This is a genomic window from Variovorax sp. 10N412 (assembly GCF_056394985.1).
Genome location: NZ_JBFTIO010000018.1, coordinates 81,463 through 95,196 on the forward strand (window position 1 = coordinate 81,463; position 13,734 = coordinate 95,196).

At 68.5% G+C, this 13,734-nt stretch carries 12 protein-coding genes and 1 pseudogene; 6 read left to right on the forward strand and 7 right to left on the reverse strand.

Going from position 1 to position 13,734, the window contains the following annotated elements:
* The first annotated feature begins 99 nt into the window (after positions 1–99).
* The gene (locus AC1DJH_RS28280) at positions 100–432 is read left to right on the forward strand and encodes a hypothetical protein (RefSeq protein ID WP_472124814.1); all 333 of its coding nucleotides are present in this window, start codon (positions 100–102) and stop codon (positions 430–432) included.
* Between the two features lie 246 nt (positions 433–678).
* Positions 679–1,185 carry a DUF4337 domain-containing protein gene (locus AC1DJH_RS28285; protein WP_478187953.1) on the forward strand — a complete coding sequence of 169 codons (507 nt, stop codon included), beginning with the start codon at positions 679–681 and terminating at the stop codon, positions 1,183–1,185.
* A 27-nt stretch (positions 1,186–1,212) separates the two neighbouring features.
* On the opposite strand, the gene AC1DJH_RS28290 is transcribed toward AC1DJH_RS28285, so the two are convergent.
* The 3 genes from AC1DJH_RS28290 to AC1DJH_RS28300 all read right to left on the reverse strand — a co-directional run bounded on the left by AC1DJH_RS28290 (position 1,213) and on the right by AC1DJH_RS28300 (position 5,352).
* Positions 1,213–1,800 carry a lipocalin family protein gene (locus tag AC1DJH_RS28290; RefSeq protein ID WP_472124819.1) on the reverse strand — a complete coding sequence of 196 codons (588 nt, stop codon included), beginning with the start codon at positions 1,798–1,800 and terminating at the stop codon, positions 1,213–1,215.
* A 113-nt stretch (positions 1,801–1,913) separates the two neighbouring features.
* On the reverse strand, positions 1,914–3,488 hold the full coding sequence (locus tag AC1DJH_RS28295) for a diguanylate cyclase domain-containing protein (protein WP_478187954.1): 1,575 nt from the start codon (positions 3,486–3,488) through the stop codon (positions 1,914–1,916).
* A gap of 424 nt (positions 3,489–3,912) precedes the next feature.
* A complete protein-coding gene (locus AC1DJH_RS28300; protein WP_478187955.1) occupies positions 3,913–5,352 on the reverse strand; it encodes a lactonase family protein in 1,440 nt (479 codons plus the stop codon).
* Positions 5,353–5,709: 357 nt separating this feature from the next.
* Here AC1DJH_RS28300 and AC1DJH_RS28305 point away from each other — a divergent pair, with 357 nt between their 5' ends.
* Positions 5,710–6,267: a thioredoxin family protein gene (locus AC1DJH_RS28305; protein ID WP_478187956.1), complete on the forward strand. Its 558-nt coding sequence runs from the start codon at positions 5,710–5,712 to the stop codon at positions 6,265–6,267.
* Positions 6,264–6,416 carry a hypothetical protein gene (locus tag AC1DJH_RS28310; protein WP_472124830.1) on the forward strand — a complete coding sequence of 51 codons (153 nt, stop codon included), beginning with the start codon at positions 6,264–6,266 and terminating at the stop codon, positions 6,414–6,416. The genes AC1DJH_RS28305 and AC1DJH_RS28310 overlap by 4 nt, the downstream gene beginning before the upstream one ends.
* Here the strand turns inward: AC1DJH_RS28310 and AC1DJH_RS28315 are convergent.
* On the reverse strand, positions 6,380–7,120 hold the full coding sequence (locus AC1DJH_RS28315; protein ID WP_472124833.1) for a response regulator: 741 nt from the start codon (positions 7,118–7,120) through the stop codon (positions 6,380–6,382). The genes AC1DJH_RS28310 and AC1DJH_RS28315 overlap by 37 nt on opposite strands.
* 233 nt (positions 7,121–7,353) lie before the next feature.
* Between AC1DJH_RS28315 and AC1DJH_RS28320 the strand changes: the two genes are divergently transcribed.
* Together AC1DJH_RS28320 and AC1DJH_RS28325 are read left to right on the forward strand one after the other, a co-directional pair.
* The gene (locus AC1DJH_RS28320) at positions 7,354–8,703 is read left to right on the forward strand and encodes an ATP-binding protein (RefSeq protein WP_478187957.1); all 1,350 of its coding nucleotides are present in this window, start codon (positions 7,354–7,356) and stop codon (positions 8,701–8,703) included.
* A 37-nt stretch (positions 8,704–8,740) separates the two neighbouring features.
* Entirely contained in the window at positions 8,741–10,510 is a 1,770-nt protein-coding gene (locus AC1DJH_RS28325) for a cytochrome c biogenesis protein DipZ (protein ID WP_478187958.1), read from the forward strand.
* A 26-nt stretch (positions 10,511–10,536) separates the two neighbouring features.
* Here AC1DJH_RS28325 and AC1DJH_RS28330 read toward each other — a convergent pair whose 3' ends face one another.
* The 3 genes and pseudogenes from AC1DJH_RS28330 to AC1DJH_RS28340 form a co-directional block, all read right to left on the reverse strand.
* Positions 10,537–11,988: an HD domain-containing phosphohydrolase gene (locus tag AC1DJH_RS28330; RefSeq protein ID WP_478187959.1), complete on the reverse strand. Its 1,452-nt coding sequence runs from the start codon at positions 11,986–11,988 to the stop codon at positions 10,537–10,539.
* A 67-nt stretch (positions 11,989–12,055) separates the two neighbouring features.
* Positions 12,056–12,835, reverse strand: coding sequence for an alpha/beta fold hydrolase (locus AC1DJH_RS28335; RefSeq protein WP_472124845.1), 780 nt, complete (start codon positions 12,833–12,835; stop codon positions 12,056–12,058).
* A gap of 675 nt (positions 12,836–13,510) precedes the next feature.
* Positions 13,511–13,717 (reverse strand): annotated as a pseudogene (locus tag AC1DJH_RS28340) (methyl-accepting chemotaxis protein); the annotation flags it as partial.
* Between the last annotated feature and the right edge of the window lie 17 nt (positions 13,718–13,734).

Below are 13,734 nucleotides of genomic sequence, written 5' to 3' on the forward strand. Positions count from 1 at the left end.
ACTTTCCGATAGATCATTCAGGCGCCTGAACCCGGCACGAGAGGGTCAACGCCGAGGCCCGCCCTCCCGGCGCGAATGATCAAAAAGGAAAGGTTCAGGATGAACCGCGAAGCTGCAACGTCAGGACATGACTTCTCGAGGTGGGCGCGCCTGACCGAGAGCTATGCCGAAGAAGTGGAGGCCCTGCGCCGCCACGAACCCGGGGCGTCCATGCGGCTCATGCGGATCGCCCACGCCATGAAGCAAGACCCGTTCGGCCCGAACTCGCCGGACTCGGAGCACATGCCGCTTCCGCTGCGGCTGGCTCCCCCGCGGCCCCGCAGCCCGACCTGGCAGACGCAGGCGCGCAGGACGCTGCTCAGGCTGCGATTGCTTCTTCGAGCGCTGGCGGCCCGCCGCGCACAAGGCGACGCCACGACCCCGCTGGCTTGAAACCGGCCTCACCGTGAAGCCCGCGGGCTGGAGCCTCGGCGAACGCGTTAAGACGGCACGGTCATGAAGACCGTGCATACTCGCGCGCCCCCGAAATTTCCAGATACATCAAAGGACCTCATGTCAGGACACGGTTTTCACGTGCACGGCCCGCACGATCACGAACTCGAACACGCAGCCTCCGGAGGGCACGGCGACGGCCATGGCGGCGGCGCTGCGCATGGCACCGACGGCAAGGATGGCGGCATGAGCATGACCAGCAAGATCGCGGTGTGCACCGCCGTGATCGCCACCGTGGGCGCCATCTTTTCCTACATGGGCGGGGCCACCCAGGCCAACGCCGGCCTCTACAAGAACAACGCCGCCATCAAGAAGACCGAGGCGTCGAACCAGTGGAACTACTTCCAGTCGAAGAGTACCAAGCAGGCGCTGGCCGAGTTCGCGCGCGACACCGCCACCGACGACGGCCGCCGCCAGGGCTGGCAGGTGAAGGTGGCGCGCTACGAGCAGGAAAAGACCGACATTCAGACCGCCGCCCGCAAGCTCGAAGACGAGGCCAACAAATGGGACGCGCACTCCGAAGAACAAATGCACCAGCACCACCGCTGGGCGCAGGCCACCACCGTGCTGCAGGTGTCGATTGCGCTGGCGGCCATTGCGCTGCTCACCAAGAAGAAATGGCTGGAGCGCGGCATGTTCGGCGTGGCCGTGGCCGGGCTGGCCATCGGCGTGCTGGCGGCGCTGCACATCTAGCGCCGGGGCGAGCCGGCGCGGCCGCGGCTACTTCTTCGGCACCGCGTCGGCGTCTTCCGGCCACTGCTGGGGCACGCGGCGCAGGTTGTCGACCGAGTACCCCAGCGTTTTCAGCTGCGTGACGGCGGCCTGGTAGAGCGGCTCGGGGATGGTCGGCGTGCGCGCCATGATCCATGCGTAGTCGCGGTCGCTGCGGCCGATGATCGTGAGCTGGTAGTCGCGGTCGATGTCCACGATCACGTACTCCGCCTTGATGGGCCAGATGAACTGCATGCCCCACACCGCGTTGCTGGTGCCCGGCACCACGGTGCCGGTGGGGTTCATGGTTTTCAGCGGGCCGTCGAAGCCGCCTTCGCGGTAGCGAAAGCGCGTGTCGATGCTGCCGTCGGGCTTCAGGCTGTACGACTCCACGGCGTTGAACGCGTTGCGCTCCGGCCGCGTGGGGATGTTGCCGATGACATACCAGTCGCCCATGAAGCGCTGCAGGTCGACCTGCTTCACCGGCGCGATGGTGGGCGGCGACACCGCGCAGCCAGTCATCATGAACGCGGCCAACACGCCCAGGGCCATGTGCAGCGGCGGGCGGGCAAGGAGGTTTTGGAGGGTTCTTGGCATGTTCAGGCTCCGGTGTGGAATGCCGAACACTATCGCGCGCCCCCGCAGCGCCACGTCGGACGGCACGCCTTCACCGCATCGCCGAGCGCTGCCGGCGTCTCGCAGGCGCCGGGCTACGCGCGCAGCGCGCCGGGCATCAGCGGCATGGCCGGCAGCTCCGCCGACACGACATAGCTGCCGCGTCCGTTCTGCTTGGCCTGGTACATGGCCTTGTCCGCTGCGGCGAGCAGGTCTTGCGGTGTTTCGTCGCCGCCGCCGAGCGCGATGCCGATCGACACACCGATGGCGGTGCCCGAGTGACGCAGTGGCAACGGCCGCACGATCGCGTCGATGCACCTTTGCGCCAGCGCCAGGGCGGCACTTTCCGCCGGCTCTTCGAAGTCGGCGGCCAGCAGCACGAATTCGTCCCCGCCCATGCGCGCCACCGTGTCGGTCTCGCGCACCAGTCCGAGCAGCCGGCGCGCAATTTCGCGCAGGGCCTCGTCGCCCGCCTCATGGCCCAGGGTGTCGTTGAGGTTCTTGAAGCCGTCCAGGTCGAGGTACAGCACGGCCACCTGGCTGGCGTTGCGCTTGGCACGCACCAGCGTCTGCTGCAGCCGGTCGTCCAGCAGCTTGCGGTTGGGCAGGCCCGTGAGGCTGTCGTGGTGCGCCAGGCGCGCCAGCGCCGCCTGGTTGTCGACCAGCTTTGCGAGCAGGCGGTTGAAGGCCTGCGTGAGATGCCCTATTTCGTCGTTGCGCACCACCCGCAGCGGCGTCAACGGGAGTTCGCCGCGGGTCATGCGGTCGGCCTGGTCGGCGGCGCGCAGCAACGGCCGCAGCAGCCAGGCCAGGACAAACCCGATCACGATGAGCACGCCCAGCACGGCCGGCGCGCGCTGCTGCAGGATGAAGCGCTGCATGCGCCCCACGGGGGCCAGCGCTTGTTCCACGGGCAGCCGTGCCACCACGAACCAGCCGCTGGTCGGCACCGAGGCGATGGCCGAGATTTCGTCGATGCCCTTGGCATTGCGCGTCGTGCCGCTGCCGCGATAGCCCTCCATGGCGCGGTCGTGCAGCAGGTTCACGCCGACCGGCGGGGTAGGCGTGAGCGACATCGAGACGTCCGTCGAGGCGACGAAAAGCCGGTCGCGCGGCGACACCACCAGGATGCCGCCCGCCTGCCCCACGCGCCCGCGCTGCAGATGCTCGAGCAGGCCGTCGGCCGACAGGTCGGCGGTGGCCGCCAGCACCGCGACGACCTGCCCGGCCCCGTTGCGCACCGGCGCGGCCATGGGGAGCACCGAATGACCCGAAACGGGAACGGCCTGCGCGCGGCCCAGGCTGGCCCGCCCCGCCAGGGCGCCGGTGAATTCCGCGCCGCCGACCGGAAGCTGTCCGACGCCGTCCAGCCGCTGGCCGGAGGCGTCCGCCACCATCAGGCCGAGCGGGAACACGGGGCTCAGCGTGCTGCGTTCTTCCAGCCATGCACGCAGCTGCCCGGGTTGCGAAAGAAGCTCGGGCGGCAGGGTGGCCGCCAGGCGCTCGAGGAACAGCAGCCGCTCGCTGAGGTAGTTGTCGACGTCGCGTGCGACGTAGCCTGCCAGCGCCGCCTGCTGGGTCGCCACCGATTCCGTCAGGTCCTGGCGCAGGAAGCGGCTGAGCTGGAAATAGCTGGCGGCCGTTCCCACGAGCGCCATCACCAAGCCCATCACAATCAGCCGAAAAACCAGGCTATTGACAGATTTTCTAGGTTTCACTCGGGTGGCAGGTGATGGGCGGAAGGTTCGCGACTGTAGCGCAAGCGCCCGAGGGCTCCCCGAGCAGGAACCAAGCCAGCCGGCGGCTGGACACCGAAAGGCACGGAGGATGCAAACGCATACGGAAGTTCTAGCACGAATTCGGCGACTGCCACTGCATCGCCGATTCGCGGCGCAGGCCATTGCCGTGACGCGCGTGGCCGCGGCCTGCTCGTCGAGCGCAAGGTCGTCTGCTCGGAGCGGCATTCGCGCACCAACGGAGACTTTCTCGGATGCGTGCCGCTCCTCCATCCCATCAAGCGCTCAGCGGCAAGGTGTGCGGTGGAGCCTGCGCCTGGCGTGACGGCTGATGGGGAGCGATGGATGCAAAGGCCGGCTACCTGGACAAGACCAGGAACTGGGGTTGGATGCCGCCGGTTGCCACGGTCGGCACGGCCATCGGGCTCAAGGCGCCGGTGCTGGCATCGATGGTGAAGGTCGATATGTCCTTGGAAACGGAATTCGTCACGTAGGCGAATCGCCCGGTGGGGTCCACGGCGATGGAAGAGGGAGAACTCCTGACCGCCACTGGCGGCACGGCCATGGGACTCAGCGCGCCGGTGCCGGCATCGACGGTGTAGGCCGACACACTGCTCGAGCCGCGGTTCACCACATAGGCAAACCGGCCCGAGGGGTCCACGGCGATTGACAAGGGAACGTTCAGCGTGGCCGAGCTTGGCATGGCCATCGGCGTCAATGCGCCGGTGCCGGGATCGATGGCGAAGGCGGACAGGTCGCTGGAGAACGCATTGGCTACGTAGGCGAACCGGCCCTTGGGGTCGAACGCGACGGCGCTGGGCCCCGATCCTGTAGGCACCGCCGGCACGGCCAGCGCGGTGAGCGCGCCGGTGCCGGCATCGATGGCGTAGGCCGACAAGGTGCCGCCCGTCCGGTTTGCCACGTAGGCAAACCGGCCCAGAGGATCGACGGCGAGGAACACGGGGTAGCGGCCCGTGGCCACCGCCGGCGCTGCCAGCAGTGAGAGCGCGCCGGTGCCTGCGTCGACCGCGTAGGCAGACACGGTGTAGCCGTAGCTGTTGGTGACGTAGGCAAAGCGACCTGTGGGCTCCACGACCACGGAGATGGGGCCGCCTCCTGTCGCCACCGGCGGCCCTGCCAGCGCAGTGAGCACGCCGGTGCCCGCATCGATGGTGTGGGCCGACACGGTGTTGTCGGCCGTGTTGGGCACATACGCAAATCGGCCCGTGGGGTGCACCGTCATGGCGCCGGGATCGGCCCCGGTCACGGGCATCGGCCCGGGCACGTTTCCCAGGGCGCCGGTGCTGGCGTCGACCGTGTAGGCAAAGAGGTTGTTGGAGCCCGAGTTCGTCACATAGGCAAAGCGCGCCGCAGGTGCGGCGCAGTTCACCGCCACGTCGGCGACAGCGGCATTGCCCACGGTGCCCGTGCCGTTGCTGACGGTACAGACCCGGGTCAGGATTTTCGGTTGGCTCTTGACCGTGACCGCATAGCCCGCGCCGCCGAGCACCGCGGTGGCGAAGCTGAAACTGCCATCGGCCGCAATGGCCAGGTCGTCACCGGCGTTGTTCTGCAACACCAGGCCGGGGCCCAGGAGGCCGCTGACCTTGCCGCTCACGGTGTACGTCGCGCCGGATGCTGCCGGCGGTGCGGGTTCGGCAGGAGCCTGGGCGGCCGGCGGCGTCGATGCCGAGGGAATCGGAAACGCGAGACCACCACTCCCCCCGCCACCGCCGCCGCAGGAGGCCAGGCCGACGACCATGGCGCCCAGCACGGGCCTGACCAGTCGATCGGACAACGAACGCCCGGTGGCATGCGCGCGCGAAGTTGCAGAACAGATGCCACCGGTTGGAGCGAGCGCCGACATGAGAGAGCCTTCAGATCAGGTGAATTTCAAAACGTGTCGGAGTGTGTGTTTATTGGGTGCGGCAAGCCATCCCCGAGAACTGGTAGACGAGCTCAGCACCCTGAAGACACGGGGCCACTTCGCGAAGCCACGACGCGCTGGGTTTCGTTGCGCGAAACGTAGTGTTTTCCTTGCGTCCTGCAGATACACAGGCATATGCAGTTGGCGCCGCAAGGTGGTCGCACGCCGAAGAATCGGCCACGTTCACACATCGATGAACGCCGCCACTCATCTTCCGAAGGAACACCCATGCGCTTTCGCTCCCCTGCCCTTTTCTTCGCCGTGGCGCTCAGCGCTTGCGCGTCGGCCCTGACGCTGTCGTTCGCCGCCTCGCGGTGGGGAGGCGACATCGCCGCGGCCGATGCGCAGCCCGCGCCCGAATTCCAGAACATCGACACCTGGCTCAACTCGCCGCCGCTGAAGCTGCAGGACTTGCGCGGCAAGGTGGTGCTGGTCGACTTCTGGACCTACACCTGCATCAACTGCCTGAACCACCTTCCCTACGTGAAAGACTGGAACGAGAAGTACAAGGACCAGGGCCTGGTCGTGGTGGGCGTGCACACGCCGGAGTTCGCGTACGAGAAGTCGACGAAGAACGTGAAGGACGCCATCGAGCGTTTGCAGATCAGGCACGCGGTGGCGCAGGACAACGGCTACGGCACCTGGAAGGCCTTCGACAACCAGTACTGGCCGGCCGTGTACCTGATCGACAAGCAGGGAAAGATCGTCTACTCGCACTTCGGCGAGGGCAGCTATGGCACTACCGAGAAGAAGATCCAGGCGCTGCTGGCGGAGCAACCCAAGTGAAGAAGCTCTGGCTGGCCTTGCTGTTCCTCACGGGCGGCATCGCGCATGAAGTGCGCAACCCGGTCAGCTGCCAATGCATCGCCACGCGCGCCGATGCACGCGCGCGCCGGCGTCAGTCCAGCGCCTCGACCGACGACGCGAACACGTAGCCCTCGCTGCGCACCGTCTTGATGTAGCGCGGCTCGCGCGCCCCGTCGCGCAGACGTTGGCGCAGCCGGCTCACGAGCAGGTCGATCGAACGCTCGAACAGCTCGGCCTCCCGGCCCTGCGTGAGGCTCAGCAACTGGTCGCGGCTCAGCACCTTCTGCGGGTGGTCGAGAAACACGCGCAGCAACCGGTACTCCGCGCCGCTGAGCGCCACCATCACCCCGCTGTCGTCGATCAGGTGACGCGCCGTGGTGTCGACCTGCCATTCGCCGAAAGCCAGCATCGAGGCCGACTCCGTCGAGCGCATGTTCGGCGGCAGCATGCGCGTGCGGCGCAGCACCGCGCGCATGCGCGCGAGCAGTTCGCGCGCTGCGAAGGGCTTGGCCAGGTAGTCGTCAGCGCCCATCTCCAGGCCGAGGATGCGGTCGGCCTCCTCGCTGCGCGCCGTGAGCATCAGGATGGGCGTGGCCTTGTACTTGCCGGTGCGCAGGTCGCGGCACAGCGTGAGTCCGTCTTCGCCCGGCAGCATCAGGTCGAGGACGATGAGGTCGAACGGGCCCGACTCTTCCAGTGCGGCACGCATGTGCCTCCCCGTGGGCACCGCCACCACGCGCAGGCCGTTCTTGACCAGGTAGGCGGTGAGCAACTCGCGGATCTCCCGGTCGTCGTCGACGATGAGGATGTGGTCGGAGGTCTTGGGGGTCATGGCGGTGCGGCGGGGCTTGCAGGTGGGCGGAAACCGCAATGTAGCCCGGCCGGGGCGCGGCGCAAGGCGGCTTGTATGCCTGTGTATCCGGCGGGACGCGGCGCCACACTACGTTGCGCGGCGACGCAGGGCACCGCCAGCGCCGGGTAATGTTCCATGTCGAACGCCACGGTGCACACACTGCAATACAAACAAGCGGCCGAAGGGCCGGGCCGGGGTCTATAAACCCGTCCATGCCTACCTCCGCAAGTCTCCCCGCTGCCCTCGGCCTGCGCCGATGGCTTCCGCGCTCGCTGTTCTCGCGCGTGACGTTGATCATCGTCGTCGGCCTGGCGATTGCGCAGCTGCTGACCTTCGCCTCCATTCGCTACGAACGCGGCATTGCGATGCGCGAATTGATGATGACGGGCATCGAGCGCGACATTGCCAGCTCGGTGGCCATCCTCGACCGGCTGCCCGCCGCCGAGCGCGAAGGCTGGCTGGCGCGGCTGGAGCGGCGCAACTACCGCTTCGTGCTGGGCGGCACGGCGCAGGGCACGCCGCCCGACACGCCGATGTCGCAGCAGTTCGCCACGGCCATCGCCGATGCGATGCGGCCGTTTCGCATCGTCAAGGTCGCGCAGGTGGACAACCCGCCGCAGGGCCTGCAGATCCAGGTGCGGCTGTCGGACGGCTCGGACGTGGTCGTGCATGCGCGCCGCGTCGACATGCCGGTGTCGAGCTGGGTGATGTGGCTGCTGTGGCTGCAGCTGCTGGTGCTGGCCGTGTGCGCCTGGTATGCGGTGCGGCTGGTCACCAGGCCGCTGGCGCAGCTGGCCGACGCGGCCGACGAACTGGGGCCCGACCTGAGGGGCAAGCCGCTGGCGGAAGAAGGCCCCACCGAAGTGAAGCATGCGGCGCGTGCCTTCAACGCGATGCAAAAGCGCATTGCGGGCTACATGGCCGAGCGCGTGGAAATCCTGGCGTCCATCTCGCACGACCTACAGACGCCCATCACGCGCATGCGGCTGCGCACCGACCTGATGGACAGCGAGCCGGACCGCCACAAGTTCCGCCAGGACCTGGACGCGATGCATGCCCTGGTGCGCGAAGGCGTGACCTACGCGCGCACGCTGCACGGCGCCACCGAGCCGCCCTTGCGCATCGACGCCGACGCGCTGTTCGAAAGCATGCTGGCCGACTACGAGGACGCGGGCCAACAGGTGCGGCTGGAAGGCCGCGTGGGCGAACCCATCGTGACGCGGCCGAACGCGCTGCGCCGCATCCTGATGAACCTGATCGACAACGCCTTGAAGTTCGGCGACGACGTGCGCCTGCAGGTGCATGCCGGCGCGGACAGGCTGGTGCTGGCCGTGGTCGACAACGGCCCGGGCATTCCGCCCGGCGAGCTGGAGCAGGTGCTCAAGCCTTTCTACCGTGTCGAGGGCTCGCGCAACCGCAGCACCGGCGGCACGGGCCTGGGCCTGGCCATTGCGCACCAGCTCGCGGTGGCAATGGGCGCGGAGCTGGCGCTGCGCAACCGCGGCGAAGGCGGGCTGGAAGCCCGGCTCAGCTTGAACATCCGCGCCGCGCAGCAAAGCTGAACTTCTCCCGCTATCGACCCCTGCCGAGACCTGCACCATGCTGCTCCTCATCGTTGCCTACCTGGGTGGTGTGCTCACCATCCTGAGCCCGTGCATCTTGCCGGTGCTCCCTTTCGTGTTCGCACGGGCCGACCGTCCGTTCCGCTCGCATGGGCTGCCCATGCTGGCGGGCATGGCGCTGGCTTTCGCCGCCATCGCCACGCTGGCGGCCGTGGGCGGCGGCTGGGTGGTGACGCTGAACGAGTACGGGCGCCAGGCGGCCATCGCGCTGCTGGCGGCGTTCGGCGTGACGCTGCTGTTTCCATCGCTGGCCGAACGGCTGAGCCGGCCGCTGGTGGCGCTCGGCATCCGGTTGTCCGACACGGAGCGCGCACGGGCATCGGTGGTGTCGCCGCTGCTGCTGGGCGTGGGCACGGGGCTGCTGTGGGCGCCCTGCGCGGGGCCGATCCTCGGATTGATCCTGACGGGTGCGGCGCTGAATGGCGCGAGCATCGGCACCTCGCTGTTGCTGCTGGCCTATGCGGCGGGTGCGTGCACGTCTCTCGCGGCGGCGCTGCTGTTCGGCGGGCGGCTGTTCGCAGCCATGAAGGGGTCGCTGCGCACGGGCGAATGGGTGCGCCGCGTGGCGGGCGTGGCCGTGCTGGCGGGTGTGGGCGCGATTGCGCTGGGGCTGGACACCGGCCTGCTCAGCCAGATCTCCTTCGGTACCACCTCTGCGCTGGAGAAGGCGCTCGTGGACAAGGTCGACACGAAGAGGCAGCAACCGCAGGCCGGCATCGACCGTTCCGGCCTGATGCCGACTTCAGCGCAGCCCGGGCCGAAGAAGCCCGCGCTGTCCCTGCCCGACGAGGGCGGCTTCGCGCCGCTCACCGGCGCCACCGAATGGATCAACTCCGCCCCGCTCACGCCCGAAGGCCTGCGCGGCAAGGTGGTGCTGGTCGACTTCTGGACCTACTCGTGCATCAACTGCCTGCGCGCCCTGCCCTACGTTCGCGCGTGGGCCGGGAAGTACAAGGACGCGGGCCTGGTGGTGGTCGGCGTGCACACGCCGGAGTTCGCCTTCGAGAAGCAGCCGGCCAACGTGCGCCGCGCGACGCAGGAACTGGGCGTGGGCTTTCCGGTGGCGGTGGACAGCGACTACGCGATCTGGCGCGCCTTCGGCAACCAGTACTGGCCGGCGCTGTACTTCATCGACGCGCAGGGGCGCATTCGCCATCACCAGTTCGGCGAAGGCAAGTACGAGCAGTCGGAGCAGGTTATTCAACAGCTGCTGGCGGAGGCCGGTCGGCCGGCCGCGTCCAGCGCATTCGTTTCGCCGCAGGGCCAGGGCACGCAGGCCGCAGCGGGCGCGTCACCGGCCCTCTCGGGCGAGACCTACCTGGGCCATGAGCGCGCGCGCGGCTTCGCGTCGCCGGGCGGCATCGCGAACGACCGGCCGCGCGCGTACCTGGCGCCCGCGTCGCTGCGCACCAACCAGTGGGCGCTGAGAGGCGAGTGGACGGTCGACAGCGAGCGCGCCGTGCTGGGCCATGCCAACGGCCGCATCGTCTATCGCTTCCACGCGCGCGACCTGCACCTGGTGCTGGGCCCGTCGGCCGACGGCAAGCCGGTGCGCTTTCGCGTGCAGGTCGACGGCAAGCCGCCGCTGGCGGACCACGGCGCGGACATCGATGCACAGGGCAACGGCACGGTCGACGCACAGCGGCTGTACCAGCTGGTGCGGCAGGCGTCGAATGCACAAGACCGGCTGTTCGAGATCGAGTTTCTCGATGCCGGTGCGCAGGCCTACGTGTTCACCTTCGGCTGAGCGAGGCGCGCGCCACGCGGCCTGCCTCAGAGCAGGCCGAGCGTCAGCGCCTTCAGCGTGGCCGCGGCGCGCGTGGTGCAGCCCAGCTTGCGAAAGATGTTCTCAAGGTGCGCGCGCACGGTGCTCGGGCTGATGCCCAGCGAGCGTGCCGCCTCCTTGTTGCTTTCGCCGAGGCTGATGCGGCCGAGCACTTCGACCTCGCGGCCGGAGAGCAGCGCGGACGCATCGCCCGCCGGCAACGGCACCGCTGCATCGACATGCGGGTACCCGGTGAGCGCGGCGACCGCATGCGCATCGAGCCGCCCTGCATCGGCCTCGGCGCGCAAGGCGCCGAACGCGTCGGCCTCGCTCAGCGCGGCCTGGCCGGGGCGGCCGGTGCGCAAGGCCACCCAGTGCGCGGCCACGGCAAGCACGCGCGCCTCGGTGTCGATGGCCGCGCCCTTCACGCCGCGAAAGAACCCGGAGCCGTCGAGGCGCTCGTCCACGAAGGAGGCGATCTCGGCCTCGGGGCGCAGCGTGTCGATGCGGCGCGCCGCGCGCTCCGTCCAGTACGGCACGAGGCGCAGCCGCTCGGTGTCGGCCTCGCTGCGCACGCCGGGCACGTCCCACACGCCGTTGGGCACCGACGCGCGGCCGATGCCATGGATGAGCCCCGCGCGGTAGATGCGCTGCTGCCGCGCGGCGTCGAGCCCCATGTCCGCCGCGCAGCGCAAGGCCGCTTCGGCCACCCGGCGCGAGAAGCCGGTCATCCACGGCAGCTTGAGGTCGATCACGTCGGCGATGAGTTCGAGCGGTGCGGTGGTGCCCTGCAACGCACCGGCCAGGGGCAAGGGCTCGGCGGCGGCGCCCTGCTCCAGCACGTGGAGCCAGTCGAGCGCATGCCGCTGCACCGCATCGACCAAGAAGGCCGGGTAGCGCGCATCGGCACGGTCGGCGATGTAGCGCAGCGCGTTGTTCAGGCCGTGCACGCGGGAAAAAATCTCGAGGTCGCCCGCAATGGACACCAGGAACACTTCTTCGGGAATGCGCGAGGCGTCGAGCCCGTTCGGCTTGCCGTGACCGTCGAAGGTTTCGAAGATGTGGCGCAGCGGCAGCTCCACCGCCGCCGGCATGCCCAGCGTGCGGGCGATGTCGCCGGACACCTCGCAATGGATCTCGGCGAGCGGGCCGACGGTGCCTGCAAAGTCGGATGCCGCGCGCGCCGAGGGGGTCGAGAGCATGGTGCGCCGCCCGCCGATGTCGTCGCCCAGCAGGTCGGAGAACTCGGGCGCATTGGCCGTGCACCCCGACCAGCGCAGCAGCGACACGCAGGCCGCATGGCCCTGCGTTTCCTGGCTGCGCCCGGTGGCGGCCGCGAGCTGCGAAGCCAGCCACGCGGTGCGCGCCGAATGGTCGATGGGCTGGCCCATGCTGAGATCGCCGACGAATGCGAGGGCGCGAATGGCGTCGAAGACCTGGACGGAGGAGGAAGGCGGCACGGGAGGCGGAAGAAGCGGAGGGAGGCGTGCCGACGCAAAGGACTGCCTTGCGCCGGCACGCGGCACCTTACTTGGATTGGCGCACAGCGTCCAGGATCACCTCGGCCACCTTGGCGGGCTGCGACTGCTGAGGCACGTGGCTGCTGTTCACGCGCGTGAGGTGCGCGCCGATCTTCTTCGCCATGTCGAGCTGCAGCGCGGGCTGGATCATGTGGTCGGCGCTGGTGGCCAGGTACCACGAAGGCTTGGTCTTCCAGGCGGCCACCGAGAGCTTCTGCTCGAACGACTTGCCCAGGATGGGGCCTTGCGTCGCGGTCATGACGGCGGTGGCCGAGGCCGGCAGGTCTTGCGCGAAGTGCTTACTCATGCCCTCCCTGGTGAGCGACAGGAAGCCGCTCTTGTCGGCCACGATGTGGGCGAAGCCGGGCGCCGGCGGGTAGTCCTTGCCGAGCTCGGCGCTGTTCTGGCCGGCGTCGGGCGCGAAGGCGGCCACGTAGACGAGCGAACTCACCTTGTCGTTGGCGCCGGCCTCGGTGATGACCGAGCCGCCCCACGAATGGCCCACCAGCACCACCTTGCCGGGTTGCGCGTCGATGGCGCGTCTGGCGGCGGCCACGTCGTCTTCGAGCGAGGTCAGCGGGTTCTGCACGGCCACCACGTGCAGGCCCTTGGCCTGCAGCAGCGGAATGACCTTGGCCCAGTCGGAGCCGTCGGCGAAGGCGCCGTGGACGATCACCACGCTGGGCTTGGCGGTGTCCGATGCGGCCGGCGTGGCAGCCGTGGCGGAAAACGAGAGGCCGATGGCGGCGGCAGCGGCGGCGAGCTTGAAGCGTTGGAGGGTGGTCATGAGGATCTCGGTAGGGAGTGATGGAGAACCCGTACTGTCCGCCTCAGGGGGCGTGGCCGCCACTGGACGAATGTCCGATCGGCGGCCCTGCTATACTCGCGGCTTCGCTCAAAGATCCTGAGCGTTGCCTGTCCAGGCAAGCCGAATCTCATACCGGCGCGTCGAAGTCACTACGACGAGAAAAACAAAATTGACTTCATGCAAAAGAATTTGCCGTAGCGTGGACCGCGTAAGAGTTCACGACCACATTCCAAAGCCCGCCTCGCGCGGGCTTTTTCATGGGCGGCAGGCCCTGGGCTCCAGCAAGGCGCGAGGAGCACAAGCACCCGGCCGGACATGACGGGCGCTGAGCATGCACAAGAAGGTGACAGCAGGCGCGGCATCGAGGCATTCCCTGAGCAGTTTTTTTATCCCTCCCTGGCCTCTACCAGCGCCGGCCTGCTGTCGAAAGCCAGTGTGGTCCAGCGAAGTGAAGTCAGGGTGAAGTCCGCGCGCAGGTTCTGTGAAACAGGGCTCGAAGCGCTCAGAAATTGGCCCATTCTTCCGACGCGTGTCTTGCCGACTGCTTCGGCGCCGCTACTGCGCGCAAGATGCGCGGCGGCGAACTGCCCGCCATGGAGTGCGCCGGTGGGCGCGACGCCAGCGGCGTTGCGGGCGTCTTGCGGGGCAATGCGGAAGTCTCAGGATGTTGGCCTGAAACGCGATGCCGTCGATCACGCCAATGATGGCCACGATCTTCTTCGACGAGCTGTCGATCGATGCCATGGTGCCGACCACCTGCAAGACCACCGTGCCGCCCTTGTTGGCCACCTCGGAGGCCGACAAGGCCAGCTGGTTGGTCCGGCGTGCGTTCTCCGCGTTCTGCCTGAGCGTGGACAACAGAGAACCGGCTGCGTCGC